The sequence below is a fragment of the Demequina aurantiaca genome (genome assembly GCF_000975135.1).
Taxonomy (GTDB): domain Bacteria; phylum Actinomycetota; class Actinomycetes; order Actinomycetales; family Demequinaceae; genus Demequina; species Demequina aurantiaca.
This window is the reverse complement of record NZ_BBRF01000001.1, coordinates 1,416,836-1,442,431: the sequence shown is the minus strand read 5'-3', so window position 1 is coordinate 1,442,431 and position 25,596 is coordinate 1,416,836. Positions and strand designations below refer to the sequence as shown.

Below are 25,596 nucleotides of genomic sequence, written 5' to 3'. Positions count from 1 at the left end.
AGGTACTTACAAAGTTTGCTGCGGGATTCGAACAGCAAACGGTAATGACCCAGTCCACTTGGCCAACTGACGACGGGTGAGTTTACCATCGAGCGGTTTACCGTTGGTCGGATGGCCATGTAATGTCCGGGTCTTTTCGCTCCCAGTCGGTTGACCTAGTTTGGCAAATTTATACAGCACTTATCGGGTCACTTTGGCTGCTCCGGTCGTAGGAGGAACGGACTTAGGAACCGACTTGCCTCGAGGACCTCGATGCCAACGAGTAAACCTTCTGCGTCAAAGTCGAGGTTGATCATCCCATCGATCTCCTGGGGATCAACGGGAACGGTTCTGCTCACGCTCCCGGAGTCAATCTCTGAGGCGAGGTAGATATACGCCGCGTCGACGTCAGCATCGTAACTGATTTTCATGGTTTTGCTACCTTCAAGTTGTCGATGTACTTGGAGCTGGCCCCTTTTATGACTGTGGTTAACTTTCCGCGCACGGAACCTAGAAAAACTTGAGTAGCCGGGTCATAGAAGCCCGTTTTCCAAGTGCCTTGGTGGAAATAGGAGAACGGCTGGTGAGCCAACGCGGACTCGGCCGCTTCAATGGAAATTCCTCGCTGTGTCATGCGCAATGCAGCATGTTCCGACACTTCGAGTGAAGAAGGGCCGGCGCGCAAGTACATGGTCGCTTCACCAGCAGAGTTGACTATAAACCTTGCAGCGACAGGTCCGGCCGCTCCCGTTCCGAGCTGTGAAACTATCGCGCTCGGCGCTCGTGTAACGAAGGCTTCGGCTGCCGCGCCGGGTGCAATTAAACTAGCTACGAAAAAGGTACTGCTCCCAGACCAACTGGAGTACTTCTGTGTGTTGTAGTCCCCTGCGATACCGACAGAAGGGATGTCAAAACTCATCCCAGTTGCACATTCGACGGCGTAACGTTGAGGAGTCATGGTGGCGCCATTCATCAACGAGATCGCGCCGTTAAGCGCACCGCCTCCGAAGTTCAATAGTCCCAAACCACCCGCCTTGACGGTCGACCCATCGGGTGTGAGGAATGCCTCTAATTGCGATGGTGCATTGGCTTGCTGTCGGTTGAGTTGTTTGATCGTGGTGAGCGAACGTAGCGTGCGGGAACTGTTTTCCGGGATGCCTGAGATCCGCTCGTCACCCCAAGCGCGTGCCTCGAGACCGTTCGCGTCGGTGAACATCAACGAGTTGCTATGTGCGTATGAGTAGCCCGCGAAGAATGGGGTTCCTGTGGCCACATCGACGGGGTCGTTGGCGGTGAAGGCACCGGTCGATGGCTGGTAGTCGCGGGCGCGCATGTCATACAACCCGGTCACACTGTCGAGGTATTGGCCAGCAAAGCCAAGCTGACTGTCGGCCATGGTGCCGGTGGGTGCATTCAGGTTCACACCAAACGCGTCTGTGGTGCGTGTTCCCGACAACGCGGTGCCAGTCGTGGAGACCGACGCAACAGTGTTCGCGAACGGGTCAGACAACAACCAATCACTGACACCACTACTGGTGTGTGCCAGGGCAGATCCAGTGGCGGAGGTCGGGTCAGGCAACCATGCCGTCTCCAACGCACCGGTGTTGTCGTATTGACCCACACGGGTCGGTAGTGCGGATATGGTGTCCCACACCCACGACACATCCAAGCTTCCGTTCACAGTGCGTGAGGTGCGATTACCGGCCGTGTCATGGGTATACCCCACGACAGTGCCATCCACCAGCGTGCTCGAGACCAGTTCACCAGACAGGTCAGTGTCATACGACTGCGTGCCCGCCGTAGTGGTCGACGACGCGAGTTCACCGTTCGGTGTCCACGTATTCGTTACTGCTGGGGCGCCATCAACACTTTGAGTGAGCAGCTGGTCACCGGCATCAAAAACAGAGGTCGTCACTACCGTCGTAGCGGTAGTGCCCACCACGGTGCGACTAGTCACACCGGTGCGGTTACCGACCGTGTCATACGTGTACGTGTTCCTGGGTGACTTTCCCGTGCATGAGTTACCCGCGGTCGGGTAGCACTCATACTTGAGCCTGTTCGCCGGGTCATACGCATACAACGCCGTCGACTCAGTCGCACCCTTCGTGGTCGTCACCTGGGTCGGATTACCCACCAGGTCACGGGTCACATCAAAGCCCTCAAGAACCGTGCCACCAGACGCATGCTGGAGAGGTTCAAGCTGCCCGGCAACGTCGTAACCCACGCTCGTCACCAACGGGCTCGCTCCTTGACGAGTCACCGTCTTGACGCGCCCCGAAGGGTCATACGCGTAAACAACCACGGGCACAGCACCCACACCCGACGACGTGACCTTCGTGAGTTCACCCACCGCGTTGTAGTCATAAGAGGCCGACATTCCAGTCGAGAACGCCGCCCCCGACAACCTACCCGCCGACGAATACGAATAATTCGCATCCGAATCAACACCACCCGTGTTCACTGCGGCCACCACCCGACCAGCACCGTCATACGTGAACACACTCGACGCGATGACACCGGATCCTTGGACCCGGGCCGCAGTGTCCACACGGCCCGCAGGGGTGTAGTCATAGGTGAAACCAGGGGTCGCGTCGGAGAACGTCGTCGCGACGGGACGGTTCAGCTCGTCGTATTCAAACGACACGAGTCCGTCGGTCGCATCTTCGACCGTTGCTGTGCCCGAGGGTTTCACCACATCTGTCACGTTACCGACAACGTCATATGACATGGACGTCACGCGCCCAAGCGGGTCGGTCTCGGTCAGGACGTTTCCTGCACCGTCATAGGTGTATGTGGTGTGGCGTGACTTGGAATCCACGCGCGTGCGGACGTTGCCGACCCTGTCATAAACATAGCGGGTTACCCCTGAACCCGGTGAGCGCACCCATGCGAGCAACCCCAGTTCGTTGTAGGCACGGCTCGTCACACTGCCATCGGGGTCCGTGAGCGCCACCGGGCGACCGGCCACGTCATACTCGGTTGTGGTGGTTCGTCCCAAGGGGTCCGTGGAGGTCACGGCGCGACCATCGGCGTCATAGGTCGCCGTCGAGGTGAACTGTGAGGGGTCGGCGCCTGGCACGTTGCCCCGTGGTTCAACCGTCGAGGTCAGCAGACCATCCGCGTCGTAGGTATATGTTGTGCGGTCCTCGTAGTAACCAGCGACGTAGTTGGATGTGGCGCGCGGCTTGGTTTGCTCGATGAGTTGCCCCGCCAAGTCGTAGGAGTAGCCGCCATACACGCCATCGGAGTCCTCGGTAGCCTCGGGGCGTCCCATGGAGTCATAGAAGGTCTGCTGGAACCCTCCCATACCATCCGTCACCTGTGCGACGTGTCCACGCCGGTCATACGTGGTGGTCTGTGTCACCCCATCAGGATCGGTCATCGACGTCACCTGGCCAATGGCGTCATACGTGTAGGACGTGACACCGCCGCCGGCGTCAGTCACGGATGTGACCTGACCGAGCACGTCGTAAGCCGTCGTGGTGGTGTGTCCCAGGGCATCCGTGGTGGTGGTGAGTCGACCGGCGTCGTCATACTCATACGTGGTGACTGCACCGAGCTCGTCGGTGGTGGTCGCGACGCGACCTGCCCTGTCGTAGGAGGTCCGAGTGATGAAGTGCTCGGCGTCTCGGGTGCGGATCAGCCGGTCTGCAGCGTCGTAGTTGAACTTGGTGGGACGCCCCAGTGCATCGGTCGTCTGGATCAGTCCACCAGCCGCGTCGTACGTGTTTGTGGTGGTCGCCCCAGCGGGGTCAGTCGCGGTGAGCAATCGTCCTGCGACGTCATACGAGTAACTCGAGACTGCTCCCGAGGGACTCGTCGTCGAGGTCACCCGGTGTGCATTGTCATAAGTGGACGTGGACGTACGCCCGCCCGGGCTGGTGGTTGAGACCATGTCACCGGCAGCGTCGTAGGTGAACGTGGTGGTGCGACCCAACGGGTCCGTGGTGCTCGCGAGCAGATTTGCGGGTGCGGCACCTGTGCCATCGGTGTAGGTGTAGGCAGAACTTCCACCATCAGGGTTGTCGACCGAGGTCACCAGTCCTGCGGCGTTGTACGTGTACGTGGTGGTGTACCCGTCGGCATCGGTGTGGCTTGTGACACGGTCCTCTTCGTCGTAAGTCCACTCCTCCGTGTAGTTCAAGGGCGCCGGGGCGATCCGTTTCACCAGGCGGTCGCGCTCGTCATAGTTATTTCGGAATAGTTTGCCAGCGGCATCAACAACCGCTGCTTGGTTGTTGTCGCCATCGTAGAGTTGCTCGACGACCTGGCCATTGCCGTCAATCTGCTGGACGAGGTTAAGACCAACGTATACATCTGTGCGCACCTTGCCCGTCGGGTCAGTAATGGTGGCAGTCTGAGTGGACTCATCCCACCCGAAAGTGGTCTTCGCTCCTCTCTCGTCACGTTGGCTTGTGATGCGGCCAGCGGCGTCATACTTGTTGCGTGCGCTGACGTGGCCGAGCGGGTCTGTAATCGCGGAGATTCCACCGGTGGACGCATAGTCGTAAGTAGTGGCCGTCCCGTCAACGGCGGTCACTCCCGTGAGGCGCTTCGCACCGGCAGTGCTCGCGTAGGTGTAGCCCACCGCTCTGCCATCAGACGTGGTCGCAGAAGAGATACGTGCATCGTCTCCCGCGCCCGCATCCCATACGAACGTTAAGGACTGCCCCAACTCATCTGTGATGGTGGTGAGCTGGTCTGCGGTGTAACCCATAGTCAGACCCTGACCACGCTCATCGGCAGTAGCGATCAACGCACCGGTGGCATCAAACGTCATGGTGTCGCCCGACAAGTTACGCATCACCCTCGTGCCGTTCGGCCCGTCAGACAGGTCCGCGGACACCGCCGCATCGATGGGCGCATACCCTCCACCCAGAAGTGCACCGAAACGTGTTTGAGTACCAGAACCGTCACTGAACACAAACTCGCCGGCCTCGTTCTGTATCAGCGTTGCGCCGTACGCGTAGGACCAGCCCGGACCAAACGGCCCCGATGACGTATCCATCGAGTTGTAAGTGCGGGTCAAATTGATGGACTGGCCCAAACCCGCGAGCGACACGTCACCAAATATTTCCATCAACGCACCCGTAGCAGTGTTCACCGGGTCGGCAGCCAAAGCCTGATTTGTTGTCGACGTTCCAGCCCAACACGTGCAACCAAACGTCTGCTCAAGGGTCAGTGGACGTGGCACGGGGTAGCCGTCGTACACCAGACGTAAGTCGGGATCGGTTACACGAACCTCGTTTCCGTCGTGCCCAAGAGCAAAACCTGCGACTGGTCCGGTGGGGCCCTGTCCACTAGCCGCTGCTTGGACCGTTTCTGTGACGTCAGCCGAAAAGCGCACCGTCCCTTCGGGATTTGGGTCGTTCGATGGCCAAGTGAGCTCCGTCCAGCCCATTCCCGCGTCACTTTCCGCGCATAAAGCCCCCGCGAGGTCCGCACCCGAACTATCGGTGGTGATAGGGGAGCACAGCGGCTGAAAGGATCCTTCTTGCTGGTAGTACTCGTAACCACCCAAGACTGCCGATGAAATGTCACGTCCAGCCAAACCAGAGACATCAGCGCCGGGGACTCCGACGGCACCTACGACCTCACCAACCTCGACGCGTTCTACGACCCCATAGCAGTCGCACGCACCCACGACATCGTCATCGGAAACCGCCTGTCACCTCGCCCCAGCCGAAACTCCATGAGCAGCGTCAACTACGCCGGCAACCAGGCACTCTCCGCCCTCACGCGCATCGCAGCACGTACACCTGTCGGGACATCCACTGTGGTCTGCGGTCCTTCACACGCAGCTCAATGATGGACCTGCCCACCTGGAGCACCGGCATGGAGTTCGCAACCCACATGCTCACCCACGCCCAACACCACCAATTGTGCATCACCGAAACCCCGACCGCCCTAAAACCCGCCGCCCCAGGACGGCGATCTCACCTGCGCCCGTTTCGAGATGGACTGCGCCACCTCGCTGCTATTGCGCGCAAGGCCTGACCCGCGAGCCTTACTGGCGCAGGGCAACTCCTGTCACGGTGCGGTGCGAATGAGTTTCTTGTTCACAAACTCGTCCGCGGCCAACAGACCCATTTCACGCGAGGTCCCCGACCGCTTCACGCCGCCAAAGGGCAACTCTGGGCTGTCCGCGAGCACGCAGTTGATGTAGACCATGCCGGCCTCAATGGCATCGGCTACACGCGAAGCCTGGGCGGGGTCCGTGGTGTACACGTAACTGCCCAGCCCGTAGTCGGTGGCATTGGCGAGGTCGACCGCCTCCCGCTCCCCGGCAACCTTGTAGATGACCGAGGCAGGACCGAACAACTCCTGCCGGTACACGTCCATCTCAGGAGTGACATCGGTGAGCACGGTGGGCGCATAGAAGGCTCCATCGCGGGTCCCGCCCAGGGCCAAGGTGGCGCCCTGCGCGACGGCATTGTTCACCTGCTCCTCCAGGCGCTCCGCCGCGAGTAGCGAGGACAGCGGGCCGATGGTGCAGTCGTCAAAGCCGTCGCCCATGGTGGCGCTCTTCATCGCCTCGGTGAACTTTTCCACAAAAGCGTCGTAGATGTCCTCGGCGACAATGAACCTCTTGGGCGCGTTGCAGGATTGTCCGGAGTTGTCGAGGCGCGCCTCGACGGCCTGGTCAACCACCGAGCCCAGGCCCTCGGTCGACAGCACGATGAACGGGTCCGAGCCGCCCAGCTCGAGCGCGACCTTCTTGAGATTCGCTCCCGCCAGTGCGGCGACGGCGGACCCGGCACGCTCGGAGCCGGTCACCGACACGCCCTGCACGCGGCGGTCAGCAATGATGGTGGCCGCTTGTTCATTGGAGGCGTACACGTTGACGTAGGCACCCTCGGGGAAGCCGGCGTCCGCGTACATCTGGGCGATGGCCGCCGAGGACTCGGGGCACTGCGGGGCGTGCTTCAGGATGATGGTGTTTCCCAGCACGATGTTGGGGGCCGCGAAGCGTGCCACCTGGTAATAGGGGAAGTTCCAGGGCATGATTCCCAGCAGTGGGCCTATTGACGAGCGCTGGATGACCGCAGTGCCCTCCCCCAGAATCTCCAACGGGGTGGCACCCGTGAACTTGTCCCAGTTGTCCGCGTAGAACTCCGTGATGTCAGCCGCGAACTCCACCTCTCCGGTCGCGTGGGACAGCGGCTTGCCCATTTCGCGCACGATGATCGCGGCCAGGTCGTCCTTGCGCTCGCGGTGCAGCTCGGCCACCTTGCGCACCATGGCGGCCCGTTCCTCGGGAGAGGTCTGACGCGACCAGGTGCGGTGTGCGGAGTGGGCGGACGCGATCGCGGCCTCAATCTCCGCATCCGTGGCCTCCGGGTATTCGGCGTGGACCTCGCCGGTCGACGGGTTGGTAACTGCGTAGCTGCTCATGACTCTCCTCTATTGCGCGCTAATTCGCGGGGATCAGCGTGTACTTGGTGGACAGATATTCGTGAATACCTTCAAGGCCGCCCTCACGACCGAGGCCGGACAACTTGACGCCTCCAAAGGGCGCCGCGGCATTCGACACCACTCCAGCATTGAGGCCCATCATGCCGGTCTCCATGAGATCGATCATGCGGTGCCCGCGGGCAAGGTCCCTGGTATAGACGTAAGAGACGAGGCCGAACTCGGTGTCGTTCGCCAGCGCCACCGCCTCGGCTTCATCGGTGAAGGTGGCGACCGCGAGCACCGGCCCAAAGATTTCTGACGTGAGTATCTCGCTGCCCGGCTGCACATTCGCCACCACGGTGGGCGCGAAGAAGGTGCCCGGACCGTCGATGGCCTCCCCGCCGGTCGTGACGCGCGCGCCCTTGGCGACCGCATCGGCGATCAGGTTGGCCGAGGTCTCGACGGCGGAGTCGTTGATCAGCGGGCCGATGTTCACGCCGTCCTCGGTGCCCCGGCCCACCTTCATGGCGGAAACTCGCTCAGTGACCCGCTTGGTGAATTCCTCCGCGACGGACTCGTGCACGATGAAGCGGTTGGCGGCCGTGCAGGCCTGGCCGATGTTGCGGAACTTCGCGGCCATGGCGCCCTCGACCGCGGCGTCCAGGTCCGCGTCCTCGAAGACTACGAATGGGGCATTCCCGCCGAGCTCCATGGACACGCGCAACACGCGCTCCGACGCCTGCGAGATGAGTTTGCGGCCCACCTCGGTGGAACCGGTGAAGCTGAGTTTGCGCAGCCGCGGGTCCGCGATGATGGGGCCGGAGACCTCTCGCGAGTGGTGGGTAGTGATGACGTTGACGACGCCGTCCGGCACGCCCACTTCCTGCAGCACCTTGGCGAAGTACAGCGTCGTCAATGGGGTCAGTTCCGCCGGCTTGACTACCACGGTGCATCCGGCCGCGAGCGCGGGGGCAATCTTGCGCGTCGCCATCGCGAGCGGGAAGTTCCAGGGCGTGATGAGGAAGCACGGCCCCACGGGGCGTTGCGAGACCACCATGCGGCCGGTGCCCTCGGGGTTGAGCCCATAGCGGCCGGTGACTCTCACCGCCTCCTCGGAGAACCATCGGAGGAACTCGTTGCCGTAGGTCACTTCTCCGCGCGCCTCCGCGAGCGGCTTGCCCATCTCCAGCGTCATGAGCAGCGCGAACTCGTCGGTGCGCTCGCGCACCAGCTCGAAGGCGGACCGCAAGAGTTCGGCGCGCTCACGCGGCGCCGTGGCCGCCCAGTCGTCTGCCGCCGATGCCGCGGCACCCAGCGCTCGCAGGCCGTCCGCTTCTCGCGCCGATGCGATGGTCCGGAGTGTCTTGCCCGTCGCGGGATCGCTCACGTCGAGGGTCTCGCTGTCTTCGCCGTCTACCCATTGACCGCCAATGAACAGTTGATTAGGCACTGAGGCCAATAGGTCGTGTTCAGTGATCATGAGATCTCCTTCAAGGCCGCGGCAACCACGTCGAGGCCCTCGTCGAGTAAGTCGTCGCTGATCGACAGCGGCGGCAGGAAGCGCACCACGTTGCCGTACGTGCCGCAGGTGAGTAGCACCACCCCTTGCGCGATGGACGCCTTCGCCACGGCGACGGCGAGCGCCGCATCGGGCTCCCGCGTTCCCGGCCTGACGAACTCGGCCGCCACCATTGCACCGCGACCGCGCACCTCTCCAAGGCGCGAGTCGGCCGCCTGGATCTGCTGGAGCCTGTCGACGAGCTTGGCGCCGATCTGGCTCGCACGCTCCACCAGCCCGTCGTGCTCGAAGGCCTCGATGGAGGCGAGCGCCGCGGCACACGCGATGGGATTGCCGCCGTACGTGCCGCCCAGGCCACCCACGTGGGGCGCGTCCATGATGTCCGCGCGTCCCGTGACTGCCGCGAGGGGTAGACCGCCCGCAATTCCCTTGGCCGTGGTGATCAGGTCTGGGACGATTCCGAACAGCTCGGACGCGAACATCGCTCCGGTGCGCGCGAAGCCCGTCTGCACCTCGTCCGCGATGAAGACCACGCCGTTGGCGGTGCACCATTCGCTGATGGCGAGCAGGAAGCCATCCGCGGGGACGATGAAGCCGCCCTCGCCAAGGATCGGCTCAATGATGACTGCCGCGAGATTGCTCGCTCCCACCTGCTTGTCGATGACTGAGATGGCGCGCGTGGCCGCCTCGGCGCCGCTGAGCCCATCGTGGAAGGGATAGCTCACCGGGGCCCGGTACACCTCGCCGGCGAACGGGCCGAAGCCGCTCTTGTAGGGCATGGACTTGGCGGTGAGCGCCATCGTCAGATTGGTTCGGCCGTGATACGCGTGGTCGAAGGCGACGACCGCCTGGCGGCCGGTGAACTTACGCGCGATCTTGACGGCGTTCTCCACTGCTTCCGCACCTGAGTTGAAGAGCGCCGACTTCTTAGCGTGATCACCCGGAGTGAGCCGATTGAGCGCCTCCGCAACGGCGACGTAGCCCTCGTACGGCGAGATCATGAAGCAGGTGTGGGTGAAGGCAGCCGCCTGACGCGTCACGGCCTCGACCACGCGCGGGTTGGAGTTGCCGACGCCCGTCACGGCGATGCCGGAGCCCAGGTCAATGAGCGAGTTCCCGTCGGCGTCGACGATCACGCCACCACCGGCGGCAACAGCGGCGATCGGCACCGTGTGGGCGACGCCCGAGGCGACCGCCTCTGCCTTGCGCGCCAGCAATTCGCGCGACTTGGGGCCCGGAATGGCGGTCACCATCCTTCGCTCCTGCGGAAGCCCTGGCCCGCCGAGGACCGGATCAGACGTCATGGTGTCGGTCATGATTCCGACCCTAACCCCGGTACCTCGAGTGCCGCATTGTCTGCGACCTCGAGCGCCGCGTCTAGCACGTCCAGGCCCCGGCGAAGCTCGTCTTCCGTGATGACTAACGGCGGCGCCACGTGCATCCTGTTGAAGTGAATGAAGGGCCAAACCCCACCCTTCTTAGCGGCCGCAGCGAAGGCGGCCATGGGTGCGGCATCGGCGCCGGTGGCGTTGTATGGCACCAGCGGCTCGCGAGTGTCCCGATCGCGCACCAATTCCACGGCCCAGAACAGTCCCGTGCCTCGGATCTCGCCCACCGAGGGGTGGGTCTCAAGCCAGCCCTCGAGCACCGGCCGCACCACCCTCTCGCCCAGGTCCTTCACGTGAGCCAGGATGCCATCGCGCTCGAAGACCTCGAACGTCGCGACGCCCGCCGCGCAGGCCAGCGGGTGACCTGAATAGGTCAGGCCGCCGGGGAACGCGCGGTCGTCAAAGGAGCGTGAGATGCGGTCGCTGATGACCACGCCACCCAGCGGGACGTAACCGGAGTTGATGCCCTTGGCGAACGTGATCAGGTCAGGCACCACGCGGTCGTGTGAAACGGCCTGCGACTGGAACGCGAACCACTCGCCCACGCGACCAAAGCCCACCATGACCTCGTCAGCGATGAAGACGATGTTGTACTTGTCGCACAGCGCGCGGACGCCGGCCAGATACCCGGGAGGCGGGATGAGCACGCCGTTGGTGCCGACGATCGTCTCCAGCACAATCGCACCGATGGTGGACGCGCCCTCCAGGATGATGGTCTGCTCGAGGTGCTCCAGGGCGCGAGCCCCCTCCTGCGCCTCGTCACTCGCGTGAAACGCGGATCGGTACGCATAGGGCCCAAAGAAGTGCACGACCGATGGGTCCCCCGGATCGTTTGCCCAGCGCCTCGGGTCGCCCGTCATCGACATCGCGGTGGTCGTGTTGCCGTGATAGCTGCGGTACGCCGCGAGCACCTTACGCTTGCCGGTCGCAAGACGCGCCATCCGCACCGCATTCTCGTTCGCGTCCGCCCCACCATTGGTGAAGAACACCTTGGTAAACGACTCCCCCGCGACCCCCACAATGAGCCGAGCGAGCTCGCCGCGCACATCGTTCGCCACCGATGGCTGGATGGTGGCGAGCCTGCCCGCCTGCTCCTGAATCGCGGCTACGAGGTCGGGTTGCTGGTGGCCAAGATTCAGATTGACGAGTTGCGATGAGAAGTCGAGGTACCGGTTGCCCTGGTAGTCCCAGAACTCGGCACCCCGCCCGCCCGCGACGGGCAGCGGGTCGATGTGAGCCTGCGCGCTCCAGGAGTGAAACACGTGGGCACGGTCGTCCGCCCTGACTCGAGCCTCGGCGTCGGTTGCTTGGTTTGCGGTCATGATTCTCCTCGTCAGTGCCGGATCAGTGGTTGCTCGGAAAGCCGAGGTCGAGCTGCGACTCGCTGGGGTCGGGCCAACGCGTGGTCACCACCTTGGAACGCGTGTAGAAGTGGATGGACTCGGGCCCGTAAATGTGGGAGTCGCCAAACAGCGAGTCCTTCCATCCGCCGAACGAGTACGCGCCAATCGGGACGGGCAGCGGCACGTTGATGCCGACCATTCCCACCTCGATGTCCTCCGTGAAGCGGCGCGCGGTAGCCCCGTCGCGGGTGAAGATCGCGGTGCCGTTCGCGAACGCGTTGGCGTTGATGAGGTCGACCGCTTGGTCGTAATCGTCCACCCGCACTACGGACAGCACCGGCCCAAAGATCTCATCGGTGTAGACGCTCATCTGCGGCGTCACGCGGTCCACCAGGCTGACACCCAGGAAGAAGCCGTCCGAGTCGAACTCCGCGGACCGACCGTCGAGCACTACCTCCGCACCCTGCCCGGGGGCGTCGGCCACGTAGGACGCCACCTTGTCGCGGTGCTCACGGGTGATGAGCGGCCCCATCTGTGAGGCCGGATCCGTGCCGGCGCCGATCGTCAGGGACTCGGCGCGCTCGCGAATCTTGGCCACCACAGCATCGGCCGTCGCGTCTCCCACCGCCACCAGGACGGAAATGGCCATGCAGCGTTCGCCGGCGGAACCATAAGCGGCATTGACGGCGGCGTCCGCTGCGGAGTCCAGGTCCGCATCGGGCATCACAATCATGTGGTTCTTGGCACCGCCAAGTGCCTGCACCCGCTTGCCGTTGGCCGCGGCGCGCGAGTAGATGGCTCGAGCGATGGGCGTTGAGCCCACAAAGCTCACGGCGCCGATGCCGGGCGAGTCGAGCAAAGCGTCCACCGCCTCTTTGTCCCCGTGCACCACGTTGAAGACCCCAGGCGGAACACCCGCCTCTTCCCACAGGCGCGCGAGGATCATCGCGGTGGACGGGTCCTTCTCGCTGGGCTTGAGGATGACGGCATTGCCGGTCGCGAGCGCGGAGGCACTCATCCACAGCGGCACCATCGCGGGGAAGTTGAAGGGCGTGATGCACGCGACCACCCCAATGGGCTGCTTGAGCGTGTGCACGTCGACGCCCGTGGCGACGCCCGTGGAGTACTCACCCTTGAGGAGGTTGACGAGTCCAGCGGCGAACTCGACGTTCTCGATGCCGCGCGAGATTTCCCCTGCGGCGTCGGAGAGCACCTTGCCGTGCTCGGCCGTAATGGCGGCTGCAATCTCGTCGGTGTGCTCGATCAGCAGTTGACGCATCCTGAAGAACACGCCCGCACGCTTGACCAGGCCCATCTTCTGCCACTCGACCTGCGCCGCGGCGGCAACCTTCACGACGTGGTCGACCTCGCCGGCCGATGCGAACGCCACCGTCGCACTCTGCTCACCCGTCGCGGGATTAAAGACCGCCCCAGACCGGGCGGCCTCGCCACATGGGCCACCGGCCACGTGATGCTGAATGTTGATCATCGCATTCCTTCCTCAAGCACTCGGAGTCGCGAGGTCCGCGACGTTGCACACATAGATCTTGCGAAGCGTTTCGTGGACCGTCCAGGTGGTCCGCATTCCCGCTGACAGCCGTACGACGTCGCCCGCCGTGACGTGAAGCTCGCCACCGTCGACGATCGCGATGGTGGCGCTGCCGGAGACCACCACAAAGACCTCGTCTTCTTCTACGTCCGAGCTGGCACCGGCGGTGTGCTCCCACACTCCCACCTCACAGCCATCGAGCGTCGCGAGTGGCACGAGTCCCGCGCGCGGTTCCTGCGCGTCTGCATGGATGGCCTCGATCGGGACCTCGACGGCGGATGCCGACACGACTTTTCCACTGGCGAGCACATCCGTCATGAGTCGAACCCCATTCCCACCGCGTCCAAGGTCCGCAGGAGGGCGTCGCGCTTGCCCTCGCGATGATCTGCTTTATTCAGGGAGCGGCGGGTCAGGTTGATTCCGATCGATGCGATGGGCTCCGGCGGGAACGGGAGCGGGCGGCTACGTACCATGTCGGTTTCGGTGCGCTCCGTGGACTCGCCATCCAGCAGGTCGAGCATGACGTTGGCGCCAAAGCGGGTCGCAGCGACGCCGAGTCCGGTGAAGCCGAGCGAATACGCCACCGCTCCACCTCGGGCTGTGCCGAAGAACGGGCTGAACCTGCTGCACGTGTCGATGGCCCCAGCCCACCGGTGCGTGAACTTCACGCCGCTCAGTTGCGGGAAGGTGGTGAGGAAATGGCTGGCCAGCATCTCGAAGGTCTCACGCCGGTCCTCATACTCGCGTCGCACATGTCCGCCGGCGTGATAAATCGCGTCGTAGCCTCCGAACAGGATGCGGTTGTCGGCAGTGAGGCGGTAGTAGTGGAACTGGTTTCCCATGTCGCCGATGCCCTGGCGGCCTTCCCAGCCGATGCTCGCCATCTGCACCTCGGTAAGCGGCTCAGTGACCAGGACGTAGTCGTAGACCGCGACGGTCATCAAGCGATTGCGCTTGAGGAGAGGTCGGAAAGCATTGGTGCCCAAGGCCACCTGCCGGGCGCGCACCGTTCCTACTTTTGTCACGAGGTCGGTGCCGGTCATTGTTCGCACTGGCGTGCGCTCATGAATGCGCACGCCGAGTTCGGTAGCCACCCGCGCGAGCTCGATTGCCAGCTTGTACGGATGGACCAGCGCACCCTCACCGTCGAACTCCCCACCAAGGTAGGTAGGTGAGTCAACGAAGGACCGCACTGCCGCGGCATCGAGGGCGTCCTCCCCCAGCCATTCGAGCTGGTGCGGCTCCACCGCCACGGTGATTCCACCTGTGCGCTCAAACTCGGCGTCCATGCCGTACCGGGCGACCGTGGCTTCAATCTCGTCAAGGTTCTGTGAGCCGAGTGCGTCCAGTCGGTCGATCTCGTGGGGCCAGCGGCTCTCGCCGTTGGCACGGCCATGGGTCAGGCTGGGCTCGCAGAATCCACCATTGCGCCCGGAGGCTGCTCCTCCGACGCGCCCGCCCTCGAGCACGACCACGTCCCTCTTGGGGTCGCGCTCCTTGGCAAGGATTGCAGTCCACAGTCCGCTATATCCGCCGCCCACGATCGCCAGGTCTGCGTGGGCATCGGCTTCGAGGGGTGTGTAGCGGGGCCGCGCCACCGAGTCGATCCAGAAGGATCCGAGTTTGCTGCCCTCCAGCGCTGCGGACACGGCGGAAGCATCGGGAACACTTCGCTCAAAAACGGTCAAAACCACCCGTTTGCCCCCTTCGGCCGCGTCAATTGAGAGATGCGAAATCCGCAGTCAAGCATTGTCGGAACCGCGCATTTCTTTGTCCTGGCCCAATACTAGCGAAGAATCGGTTGCTTTTGTGACGTTGAGGCGCGATACTAGCGAAATGGACTACAACCAGATGCAGACTGCCGCCAAGGACAACCTGTGGATGCATTTCACCCAGCACCACCGCTACGCCGATGCCGACGTGCCCATCATCGTCCGCGGCGACGGCGCCTACATCTGGGACGTCAACGGCAAGCGCTACCTCGACGGTTTAGCCGGCCTCTTTGTTAACCAGCTCGGTCACGGCCGCGAGGAACTCGCACAAGCCGCCGCTGATCAGGCCAAGCAGCTCGCCTTCCACCCACTGTGGTCGTACGCGCACCCGGGTGCGATCGAACTAGCACAGCGACTCGCCGAGGCCGCTCCCAGCGAACTCAACCGCGTCTTCTTCACCACGGGTGGAGGCGAGGCGGTCGAGACGGCCTGGAAGCTCGCCAAGAACTTCTTCAAGCTCACCGGCAAGCCCATGAAGACAAAGGTGATCTCGCGTGCCGTCGCCTATCACGGCACCACACAGGGCGCGCTGTCCATCACGGGCATCCCCGAGCTCAAGCAGCAGTTCGAGCCCCTCGTTCCGGCGACCTTTCGCGTGCCAAACACGAACATCTACCGTGCAGGCGAGGTCACCGGCGGACTACTCGACGGCTCGGACCCCGAGGCCTTTGGCCGGTGGGCCGCGGACCAGATCGCGATCGCCATCGAGAACGAGGGCCCCGACACCGTCGCGGCTGTGTTCCTCGAGCCCGTGCAGAATGCAGGAGGATGCTTCCCTCCGCCTCCCGGTTACTTCCAGCGAGTGCGCGAGATCTGCGACAAGTACGACGTCCTCCTCGTCTCCGACGAGGTGATTTGCGCATACGGACGCCTCGGCACCATGTTTGGTGCGCAGCGCTTTGATTACGTTCCCGACATGATCACCACCGCCAAGGGCCTTACCTCGGGGTACTCGCCTCTGGGCGCGGTGATGATCGCGGACAAGCTCATGGAGCCGTTCCTCGAGCAGAAGATCGCCTTCGCCCACGGCTACACCTTCGGTGGCCACCCCGTCTCGACGGCCGTGGCGCTCAAGAACCTGGACATCTTTGCCGAGGAGAACATCTTCGGACACGTCAACGACAACAAGGATGCCTTCCGCGCAGTTCTCGAGTCGTTGCGCGATCTGCCCATCGTTGGCGACGTACGCGGTGACGGCTACTTCTATGGCATCGAGCTGGTCAAGGACAAGGCCACCAAGGAGACATTCAGCGACGACGAGTGTGAGCGCATCCTCCACGGCTACCTCTCGGGCGCGCTCTACGAGGCCGGGCTGTATTGCCGCGCCGACGACCGCGGCGACCCCGTCATTCAGCTGTCCCCGCCACTCATCATCGGCCAGGCCGAATTCGACGAGATTGGCAGCATTCTGAGGGAAGTACTGACCGAGGCGTACGCGCGTCTGTAGTACTTGCGAAACAAGTACGACCCCAACCGCATGATGCGGCTGGGGTCGTACTTGTTGGTGGCTAGTCGCTACCGATTGGCGAGCATCTTCGCCCGGCGTCGAGCGCCAATCTCACCAGCCGCCACGATGACCAACGAGATCAAGAACATCGCGGTGCCGATGACGTTCACCTGCATCGGGATCCCGCGCTGAGCGGAACCCCACACAAACATGGGGAACGTGACGGTGGTGCCGGAGTTGAGATTGGTGATGATGAAGTCGTCGAACGACAGTGAGAATGCCAGAAGGGCGGCCGCGAGAATTCCCGGGAACACGAGCGGGAACGTGATGCGCCAGAACGTCTGCCATTCATTGGCATAGAGGTCCATCGCGGCCTTCTCGAGATTCGAGTCGAGACCCGCCAGACGCGTCCTGACGGTGACCACCACGAATGACAGGCAGAACAGGATGTGGGCAATCAAGATAGTCACGAATCCCAGGCTGCCCCCCATGCCCGCGGCAACGAAGAGCGCCAGGAGCGAGGAACCCATGACGATTTCCGGGGTAGCCATTGGCAGGAAGATGAGGAGGTTCATCGTGGAGCGCCCCTCGAAGCGGTGGCGTACCAGAGCAAACGATGCGAGCGTGCCCAGGATCGTGGCGACAATTGTGGCCACCAGGGCAATCTCCACACTGACCTTGAGGGACTCGCACATCCCGTTCGGCGCACATGGATTGAGCCAGTTGTCCCAGGTAAAGGCCTGGAACTGGTAGAGGTTTCGGGACCCGGATGAGTCGTTGAAGGACATCAACGCCACGACAAAGTTAGGAATGTACATGTAGATCAGCACCAAGATCCCGAGCGTGATCATCAGGTGCTTGCCGATCCAGTTGCCAACGCGGTGCATCACAGTAGCTCCTCCGTTCCGGCGCGGCGTACATAGACCAAGACCATCACCAGGATCAGCACCATCAGGATCACCGAGAGGGCGGACGCGTGCGGATAGTCACCCGCTGTGGTGAACAGCGCCTGAATCTTGTTACCCACCATCTGGGTATTCGGATTTCCGAGCAGGGATGCGTTGATGTAGTCACCGGATGCAGGAATGAAGGTCAGCAATGTGCCGCCCACCACGCCTGGAATCGACAGTTTCCACGTCACGCTCCAGAACCCCTTCCACGGGCTCGCGTAGAGATCCTGAGAGGCCTCGAGGAGCTGCGGGTCAATCTTCTCCAAGCTCGCGTAGAGCGGGAGGATCATGAAGGGCAAGAAGTTATACGTGAGGCCAGCGATCACTGCGAACGGCGTCGCCAGGAGCCGACCATCCTCGCCCAGGATGTGTAGCCACTGCAAGGACTCCACCACGAATCCGTTGTCCGCAAGAATGAGCTTCCAGGAGAGCGTTCGCACCAGGAAAGACGTGAAGAATGGCGCGATTACCAACACCAGCATGACGGTCTTCCATCGCCCTGCCTTGAAAGCGATCGCGTAGGCGAGGATGTATCCCAAAATGAGACAGAGCACCGTCGCGATGCCCGCATACGTCAGCGAGCGCACAAAGTACGGCCAGTAGTCCGCGATCACGTCGACGTAGTTCGCAAATCGACCCGTGAGACGGTAGCCGGCGATGGGGTTGCCCGACGGGTCGGACAGCGAGGTCGTGAACAGCGACAGCAAGGGAACCAGGAAGAACAGTCCGAGCCACAGGGCGGCGGGGGCAATCAGCCAGTAGCCGACGTTCTTGCCGAAGACTCGCTGCAGCGAAGCCACGCTACTCCTCCTCGCGCCCGGCCTGGGCGTCCTGCGAAGAGTCAAGGAGGAACACGTATTCCTGACGCCAGGACACGTCGACCTTGGTGCCGAGCTCGACGATTCCACCGCGGACCCCGCGGTTCTGCTCGAAGCACATGAGCTCCTGGCCCCACGGCATCTTCAGCACGTACTCCGTGGATACGCCGAGGTAGCTCGCCCCAACGACGACGGCGCTGGAGAAGTGGTTGCCGGGGTCGGCGAGAGACGTGCCCTCGGGCTGGATCAACAGTTTTTCCGGACGGATACCGATCCACCCCTCCTTGGAAACCGTATGCACCCGGTCCTGTTTGATTGAAATCACGGTGCCGTGCATATCGACCTTGACCACAGCATCGGCGCCGGAACCTTCGCGACCGATCACAGTTCCCTTGATGAGGTTCGAGCGGCCCAGGAAGTTCGCGACAAAGGTGGTCTGCGGGTTGGTGTAGAGCTCGTAGGGCGAGCCCAACTGTTCAATCTCACCCTGGTTCATGACCGCGACGGTGTCGGCCATCGTCATGGCCTCTTCTTGGTCGTGCGTCACGTGGACGAAAGTGAGGCCCACTTCCTCCTGGATGCGCTTGAGTTCCCCCTGCATTGAGCGACGCAGCTTGAGGTCCAGCGCACCTAAAGGCTCGTCGAGGAGCAGCACCTCGGGGCGGTTGATCAACGCCCGCGCCAACGCCACGCGTTGCTGCTGACCTCCCGACAACTGCGCCGGCTTCTTCCCCGCCTGCTCCGTCAGCTCGGTGAGCTCCAGGATCTCCTTCACCTGTGCGGCGGACTCCTTGACTCCGCGGCGCTTGGGACCGAACTCGATGTTCTCCGCGATCGTGAGGTGCGGAAACAGCGCGTAGTTCTGGAACACCGTGTTGACGGGCCTACGGAACGGCTTCTCGCTGGTGATGTCCTGGTCGCCAATCTTGATGGAACCCGCCGTGACCTCCTCGAGGCCGGCGACCATGCGGAGCGTCGTCGTCTTGCCGCAACCGGACGGGCCCAACAATGCAAAGAACGAACCCTGCGGAATCACGAGGTCCAGCGACTTCACCGCGGTGAAGCCGTTGGAGTAGCGCTTGTGCAGCCCACTCAGGCGCAGGTCGCGCCGCGACTCACTAACCGATGACACTCGTGTATTCCTTCTCGAGGACTGCCCGCTCGTCGTCCGTGATCGCCTTGAAACCGTGAGTCTTGGACAGGTACTCGTCCGTGGGGAAGATCAGGGGGTTGTCCACGAGCGATGGGTCAATCGACTCCATCTCCGCCCGCGCACCTTCAACCGGGCAGACGTACCACACATAGGCGGCGAGCTTGGCGGCGACCTTGGGGTCGTAGTAGTAGTTGATCCACTTTTCCGCGTTCGCCTTGTGCAGGCCCTGGACCGGCACGAGCATGTTGTCGGACCAGATCATCATGCCCTCGTCTGGCGGCAGGAAGACCAAGTCCTCGTTGTCGGCCGCGGCTACGTCGCCGGACCATGCCACGCATGCGGCGATGTTCCCGGCGGCCAGGTCGTTGATGTACTCGTTGCCGGTAAAGGCGCGGATCTGACCTTCCGCACGTGCCTTCGACAGCTTGTCGAGGGCCGCCGCGTACTGGTCATCAGTGAAGTTCTCGGGGTCCGCCCCGTCCGAGAGCATCAGCAGGCCCATCGTGTCTTCCATCTCCGTCAGCAACGTGACCTTGCCCTTGAGGTCGGCACGCGTGAGCAACTCGTCCATAGTGCGCACCTCTGGGACGAGCGACTTGTTGTACGCAATGCCGGTGAAGCCGGCCTGCCACGGTGCGGAGTAGTCGCGGTTCTGGTCCCATGTGGGTGCTCGAAGCGACGAGATGAGGTTCTTGTCGAGGTTCGGCACGTTTGCCTTGTCGAGCTTCTGCGTCCACCCGGCCTGCACCATGCGCGCGGCCATCCAGTCCGTCAGCACAAACAAGTCCCGGCCCGTCGGCTGGCAGGCACCAAGTTGGTTGCGTACCTTGGCGAAGAACTCGAGGTTGTCGTTCACGTCCGGGGTGTACGTCACCTGGAGTCCGGAGTCCTCCTGGAACTGGGTGAGCGTTGACACGTAGTCGCCGTCATCGACGTCGATGTACTCGGGCCAGTTCGACACCGCGAGCGTGGGTTCCGAGGCCGACAGGTCGGTCGTGACGCAATCCGCGGTTGCGCTCCCGCCGCCTCCACCGCGACCACTCAGGAATGCGAAGGCCGCGATACCGGCCACACCTGCCGCGCCCCCAATCAGCACGCCCCTGCGCGAGACGCCCTTCTTGCTGTTTTCCTCCGGCGAGACTTCAGACACGTCAACCTCCTGGTGGTCAGTTCCAACGAAGGCGAACCTAGAGGTCCGCCTCACTTCGATGTGTGCACGGATCCTGCGTCAGCGGGATTCTGAAATTGATACTGGCATGAAAATACAGTCCTGGCGAGCATTTGCGCGGAAAAGAGCGATTTTCGCCGCTAATCCAGCGTAAGTATTTACAAGATTGTAATGAAACCGTAGGACTGAACCGCCTGGCGGGTTGACCGAACCCCTGGGGGCGACCACACTGCTAACCATGAACAATGCCGATGCCGCCAAGAACACTAGCCCGCTCGACCCCGTCAACAAGGTCATCATCGAGCAGCTGCAGCACGACGGCCGGCTGTCCTACGCGGCCATCAGCAAAGTGGTGGGACTGTCGGAGGCCGCCGTGCGCAGCCGTGTCCAGCGGCTCATCGACACCGGCGTGATGCAGATCATCGCGGTCACCAACCCCGTCGAGATGGGATTCGCGCGCCAGGCCATGGTCGGTATCAAGGTGTCGGGACCACCGGAACCAGTCGCCGATGCGCTGGAATCGATTGACGAGGTGGATTACGTGGTCATCACTGCGGGCTCCTTCGACCTTCTTGTCGAGGTCGTCTGCGAGTCCGACGCTCACCTGTACTCGCTGATTAGCAAGCAGATCCGCTCTATCCCGGGCGTTGTCACGACAGAGACCTTCGTCTATCTCGAACTCCGCAAACAGACCTATTCGTGGGGGGTGAAGTGACCGCACCCCCACCCTCACTATGGTTGGACGGGCTCGACTCCCCTATTACTCCCACCCGCCCCCTCGCGCGTGACATTGACGTCGACGTCGCGATCGTGGGCGCCGGCTTCACCGGCCTGTGGACCGCGTACTACCTCAAGCGCGCACGGCCCGATGCGCGCATCACCATCGTCGACAAGGAATTCGCGGGTTTCGGCGCCTCGGGGCGCAACGGCGGGTGGGCATCGGCGCTCCTGCCCACGTCCATCGCCACCCTCGCGAAGGAGCACGGCCGCGACTCGGCACTCGCCTTCGATGCCGCGATGCGGGCCTCGGTGGACGAGCTCATCGCTGCCGCTGACGACGTTTCCGCCGATGCCCACATCACCAAAGGCGGCACGGTGGTGGTGGCGCGCACCGAGCTTCAATGGGAGCGCGCGCAGGCGGAGGTGAGCGAGGCGGACGAGTTTGGCCTCGGGGATCGCGTCCACCTCCTCGACCGCGACGCCGCGGCGACACGACTCAACGCGACCGGAACCCTGGGCGGCACCTACACCCCGGACTGCGCCGTCATCCAGCCCGCGCGTCTGGTGCGAGCCCTGGCAGCAGCCGTGCAGGACATGGGCGTGGACCTCTACGAGGGCACGCCCGCCACCGCCATCGGCCCGCATCGTGTGGCCACCCCCGGCGGTGAGATCACGGCAGCGCACGTCATCCGGGCCACCGAGGGCTACACCGCCCAACTACCCGGGTACAAGCGCGCCGTGGCGCCCGTCTACTCACTCATGATTGCGACCGCCCCGCTGAGCGACCCGCAGTGGCAAGAGATCGGCCTAGCGCAGCGCGAGACCTTCAGCGACTACCGCCACCTGATCGTGTATGGGCAGCGCACGGCGGACGGTCGCATGATCTTTGGTGGCCGAGGCGCGCCCTATCACTTTGGGTCCGCGACCCGACCCGAGTTCGACACCCACACCAAGGTCTTCGCCAAGCTGCAGGCCAGCATCGTGGAGATGTTTCCCACGCTCGCCGGTACGCCGATCACTCACCGTTGGGGCGGGGCACTCGGCATCGCGCGCGACTGGCACGCCTCGGTGGGTCTCGACGCAGACACGGGCATCGGCTGGGCTGGAGGTTATGTCGGGGACGGCGTGACGACCACAAACCTGGCGGGCCGCACATTGCGCGACCTCATCCTGGGTGAGGACACTGCCCTGACTCACTTGCCGTGGGTGGGACACCGGTCCCGGCGCTGGGAGGTGGAACCCCTGCGCTGGCTGGGAGCGAACGCCGGCTTGGTTGGATTGAGCGTCGCCGATGCTGAGGAACGCCTCACCCGCCGCCCGTCGGTGATCGCGCGGGCACTATCTCCCCTCGTAGGCGGGCATCTCTAGCCTCGGGACGCCAAAACGCCCCGACCTCTTTGCAGAAGCCGGGGCGCGGTGGTCCGCCGGAGTGTCCCCGATCCGACGGAAATCTATACGGGGCGTTAGGCCTTAGCCTTGCGACCGCCCTTCTTGGGTGCGGGGGCTGACTCAGTGACCGCGCGGTCGCGGACCTCCTCGTAGCGGGCCCCGTAGTACGCGGATTCCATCATGATCTTCATGTCGTCCAGCATGGGCAGGCGGGGGTTCGCGGGTGCGCACTGGTCCTCGTAGGCGTTCATGGCCAAGGTATCGAGACTCGACATGAACGCCGCCTCGTCCACTCCCACCTCTTGGAAGGAACCCTCGATGCCGACCTTGACGCGTAGCTCCTCGACCGCCGTGGCGTAAGCCTCGACCGCGATCTCGGGAGTCTCGTGGGCCAGGCCCAGCATCTTGGCGATCTCCTGGAAGCGCTCGGGGGCGACGTAAGTCTCCTGCTTGGGCCACGACGTGGGCTTGGTGGGGACCTTGCCGTTGTAGCGGATGACGTGCGGGAGGTAGATCGCGTTGGTGCGGCCGTGGGCGACGTGGAACATCGATCCGGTCACGTGCGACATCGCGTGGACCAGGCCGAGGAACGCGTTTCCAAACGCCATGCCGGCGATGGTCGCCGCGTTGTGCATCTTCTCGCGTGCCTTGACGGCGGTGCCACCCACCGTGACGGACTCCTCGATGTTTTCGAAGACCAGGCGGATAGCTTGCAGGGCCATGCCATCGGTGAAGTCGTTGGCGTACACGGAGACGTACGCCTCGGTGGCGTGGGTCAGGGCGTCGAAGCCGGAGTCGGCGGCCACGCGGGACGGCAGGTTGGCCGTCAGCACGGGGTCGATGATCGCGACCGTGGGGGTCAAGGCGTAGTCGGCGAGCGGGTACTTGCGGCCCGTCTCCGTGTCCGTGATGACCGCGAACGGGGTGACTTCGGCGCCGGTGCCCGACGTGGTCGGGATGCACACCAGCTTGGCGAGTTCGCCCAGCTTGGGGAAGGTGAAGGCACGCTTGCGGACGTCGAAGAACTTCTCCTTGAGGTCAGAGAAGTCGACCTCGGGGTGCTCGTAGAGCAGCCACATCACCTTGGAGGCGTCCATCGGCGAACCTCCGCCCACCGCGATGATCGTGTCTGGCTTGAAGGCACGAATGGTCTCGGCTCCGGCCTTGACCGTGGCGATGGAGGGCTCGGGCTCGACGTTGTCGATGATCTGCAGTGCCACGTTGTTGTTGCGACGGCGCAGCACGTCGATGACCGTGTCCACGACGCCGATGCGGGTCATGGTGGCGTCGGTGACGATCGTTACCCGGTCGACGTCGGGCATGTCGCGCAGGTACTGGATCGCGTTGGGCTCGAAGTAGACCTTACTGGGCACCTTGAACCACTGCATGTTGTTGTTCCTGCGTCCAATTCGCTTAACGTTGATGAGGTTGACCGCGGTCACGTTGTTGGAGACCGAGTTGTGGCCGTAGGAGCCGCAGCCCAGCGTCAGCGAGGGCAGGAAGGCGTTGTAGATGTCGCCGATTCCGCCGTGGCTTGAGGGTGAGTTGCAGATGATGCGTACCGCCTTGACCCGGCGTCCGAACTCCTGAATCAGCGCATCGTCCGTCGCGTGGATGGCCGCGGAGTGGCCAAGTCCATTGAACTCCACCATCTGCTCGGCGTAGGCCAGGCCCTGCTCGGTGCTCGTGGCACGCAGCACGGCGAGAACGGGGCACAGCTTCTCGCGGGTGAGCGGCTCGCTCTCGCCTACCTCGGAGACCTCGGCCAGGATGATGGACGTCTCGTCGGGCACGGAGAATCCTGCCTGTTCGGCAATCCACTGCGGCGACTTGCCCACCACGTTGGGGTTGAGCTTGGCGCCGGCGCAGTTTGATCCGTCGGCAGCAACACCGAAGATGAACTCCTCGAGCTTGGCCTTCTCTGCGGGGGTGACCCGGTACGCGTGAAGGCGGTCAAAGAGGCTCAACGCCTCGTCGTAGATCTCGTCGTCCAGGATCACCGCCTGCTCCGATGCGCACACCATGCCGTTGTCGAACGCCTTGGAGATCACGATGTCGTTGACAGCGCGACCCACCTTGGCAGAGGTGTGAATGTAGGCGGGAACGTTGCCGGCGCCCACGCCGAGGGCGGGCTTGCCGCATGAGTAGGCGGCCTTCACCATCGCATTGCCGCCGGTGGCAAGGATTAGCGCGACGCCGGGGTGGTTCATGAGCAGGCCGGTCGCGTCGAGCGAGGGGGTCTCCACCCACTGCACGCAGTTCTCGGGGGCTCCGGCGGCAACGGCGGCATCGCGGACGATGCGTGCTGCGGCCACGGAGGACTGCTGGGCGTTCGGGTGGAACGCGAACACGATGGGGTTGCGGGTCTTGATCGCAATGAGCGCCTTGAAGATCGCGGTCGAGGTGGGGTTGGTCACCGGGGTGACGCCACAGATGACGCCCACGGGTTCCGCGATTTCGGTGATGCCGAGGATGGGGTCCTCGTTGATGACGCCCACGGTCTTCATGGGTCCCATCGAGTGGGTCACGTGTTCGCAGGCGAAGATGTTCTTGACGGCCTTGTCCTCGAACACGCCACGTCCGGTCTCCTTGACCGCGTGGACCGCGAGCTCGCCGTGGTGGTTCAGCGCGGCGACCGAGGCCTTCTTGACGATGTGGTTGATCTGTTCCTGGTCGAACGCGTCGTACTCTGCGAGTGCGGTCTGCGCTTTGTCGACCAGGGCATCGATGGCGGCGGCAACGTCAACGACGGCGCCTTCCTGCGCACTGGCGGTCGTCACGTCGGGGTTCGTGGTGGTCATTTCCGGACTTCTCCTAGAGTGGGAACTCGGCTCGGGATTCGGGTCGATGAACTACTTCCACGCTATGCCCGCAATGGACGGCTTCCTCGGGCCCTTGGTCCCAACTTTTTAGCCCCGATGCGGCGACGGCCAGGGAATACCGGCCACAGCATCGGCCGATGCTTGGGAACAGCAAAATCGACCGGCACCATGTCCCGTGGGCCGG

At 63.3% G+C, this 25,596-nt stretch carries 17 protein-coding genes; 3 read left to right on the top strand and 14 right to left on the bottom strand.

Going from position 1 to position 25,596, the window contains the following annotated elements:
- Positions 1-188 precede the first annotated feature (188 nt).
- The 9 genes from AOP73_RS06535 to AOP73_RS06495 all read right to left on the bottom strand — a co-directional run bounded on the left by AOP73_RS06535 (position 189) and on the right by AOP73_RS06495 (position 14,867).
- Positions 189-410 (bottom strand): DUF2283 domain-containing protein, encoded by a 222-nt coding sequence (locus AOP73_RS06535; protein WP_061964036.1) that lies wholly within the window; start codon positions 408-410, stop codon positions 189-191.
- Positions 407-5,098, bottom strand: a complete 4,692-nt coding sequence (locus AOP73_RS06530; protein ID WP_160295443.1) for an RHS repeat-associated core domain-containing protein — start codon at positions 5,096-5,098, stop codon at positions 407-409. Before AOP73_RS06530 ends, AOP73_RS06535 begins: the two co-directional genes overlap by 4 nt.
- A 911-nt stretch (positions 5,099-6,009) precedes the next feature.
- The gene (locus AOP73_RS06525; protein ID WP_061964032.1) at positions 6,010-7,374 is read right to left on the bottom strand and encodes an NAD-dependent succinate-semialdehyde dehydrogenase; all 1,365 of its coding nucleotides are present in this window, start codon (positions 7,372-7,374) and stop codon (positions 6,010-6,012) included.
- Positions 7,375-7,393: 19 nt separating this feature from the next.
- Positions 7,394-8,854 (bottom strand): NAD-dependent succinate-semialdehyde dehydrogenase, encoded by a 1,461-nt coding sequence (locus tag AOP73_RS06520; protein ID WP_061964030.1) that lies wholly within the window; start codon positions 8,852-8,854, stop codon positions 7,394-7,396.
- Positions 8,851-10,209: a 4-aminobutyrate--2-oxoglutarate transaminase gene (gabT, locus tag AOP73_RS06515; protein WP_061964028.1), complete on the bottom strand. Its 1,359-nt coding sequence runs from the start codon at positions 10,207-10,209 to the stop codon at positions 8,851-8,853. Before gabT ends, AOP73_RS06520 begins: the two co-directional genes overlap by 4 nt.
- Positions 10,206-11,603, bottom strand: a complete 1,398-nt coding sequence (locus tag AOP73_RS06510) for an aspartate aminotransferase family protein (protein ID WP_061964026.1) — start codon at positions 11,601-11,603, stop codon at positions 10,206-10,208. Before AOP73_RS06510 ends, gabT begins: the two co-directional genes overlap by 4 nt.
- 22 nt (positions 11,604-11,625) lie before the next feature.
- Complete coding sequence (locus AOP73_RS06505) at positions 11,626-13,113, bottom strand: CoA-acylating methylmalonate-semialdehyde dehydrogenase (protein WP_061964024.1); 1,488 nt, start codon at positions 13,111-13,113, stop codon at positions 11,626-11,628.
- 12 nt (positions 13,114-13,125) lie between these two features.
- On the bottom strand, positions 13,126-13,491 hold the full coding sequence (locus AOP73_RS06500; protein WP_061964022.1) for a cupin domain-containing protein: 366 nt from the start codon (positions 13,489-13,491) through the stop codon (positions 13,126-13,128).
- A complete protein-coding gene (locus AOP73_RS06495) occupies positions 13,488-14,867 on the bottom strand; it encodes an NAD(P)/FAD-dependent oxidoreductase (protein ID WP_061964020.1) in 1,380 nt (459 codons plus the stop codon). Before AOP73_RS06495 ends, AOP73_RS06500 begins: the two co-directional genes overlap by 4 nt.
- A gap of 142 nt (positions 14,868-15,009) precedes the next feature.
- Here AOP73_RS06495 and AOP73_RS06490 point away from each other — a divergent pair, with 142 nt between their 5' ends.
- Positions 15,010-16,392: an aspartate aminotransferase family protein gene (locus AOP73_RS06490; protein WP_061964018.1), complete on the top strand. Its 1,383-nt coding sequence runs from the start codon at positions 15,010-15,012 to the stop codon at positions 16,390-16,392.
- A gap of 68 nt (positions 16,393-16,460) precedes the next feature.
- Here AOP73_RS06490 and AOP73_RS06485 read toward each other — a convergent pair whose 3' ends face one another.
- Genes AOP73_RS06485 through AOP73_RS06470 form a run of 4 tightly spaced genes read right to left on the bottom strand, consistent with a single transcriptional unit; the run spans position 16,461 to position 20,463 of the window.
- Positions 16,461-17,279, bottom strand: a complete 819-nt coding sequence (locus AOP73_RS06485; RefSeq protein WP_061964016.1) for an ABC transporter permease — start codon at positions 17,277-17,279, stop codon at positions 16,461-16,463.
- The gene (locus AOP73_RS06480; protein ID WP_201774495.1) at positions 17,279-18,142 is read right to left on the bottom strand and encodes an ABC transporter permease; all 864 of its coding nucleotides are present in this window, start codon (positions 18,140-18,142) and stop codon (positions 17,279-17,281) included. The genes AOP73_RS06485 and AOP73_RS06480 overlap by 1 nt, the downstream gene beginning before the upstream one ends.
- A 1-nt stretch (position 18,143) precedes the next feature.
- A complete protein-coding gene (locus AOP73_RS06475; RefSeq protein WP_061964014.1) occupies positions 18,144-19,292 on the bottom strand; it encodes an ABC transporter ATP-binding protein in 1,149 nt (382 codons plus the stop codon).
- Positions 19,279-20,463 (bottom strand): ABC transporter substrate-binding protein, encoded by a 1,185-nt coding sequence (locus AOP73_RS06470; protein ID WP_061964012.1) that lies wholly within the window; start codon positions 20,461-20,463, stop codon positions 19,279-19,281. Before AOP73_RS06470 ends, AOP73_RS06475 begins: the two co-directional genes overlap by 14 nt.
- 256 nt (positions 20,464-20,719) lie before the next feature.
- On the opposite strand from AOP73_RS06470, the gene AOP73_RS06465 reads away from it, so the two are divergent.
- Together AOP73_RS06465 and AOP73_RS06460 are read left to right on the top strand one after the other, a co-directional pair.
- Positions 20,720-21,196, top strand: a complete 477-nt coding sequence (locus AOP73_RS06465) for an Lrp/AsnC family transcriptional regulator (protein WP_061964010.1) — start codon at positions 20,720-20,722, stop codon at positions 21,194-21,196.
- A complete protein-coding gene (locus AOP73_RS06460) occupies positions 21,193-22,569 on the top strand; it encodes an NAD(P)/FAD-dependent oxidoreductase (RefSeq protein WP_061964008.1) in 1,377 nt (458 codons plus the stop codon). Before AOP73_RS06465 ends, AOP73_RS06460 begins: the two co-directional genes overlap by 4 nt.
- 95 nt (positions 22,570-22,664) lie before the next feature.
- On the opposite strand, the gene adhE is transcribed toward AOP73_RS06460, so the two are convergent.
- Entirely contained in the window at positions 22,665-25,391 is a 2,727-nt protein-coding gene (gene adhE, locus AOP73_RS06455) for a bifunctional acetaldehyde-CoA/alcohol dehydrogenase (protein WP_061964006.1), read from the bottom strand.
- Positions 25,392-25,596 lie beyond the last annotated feature (205 nt).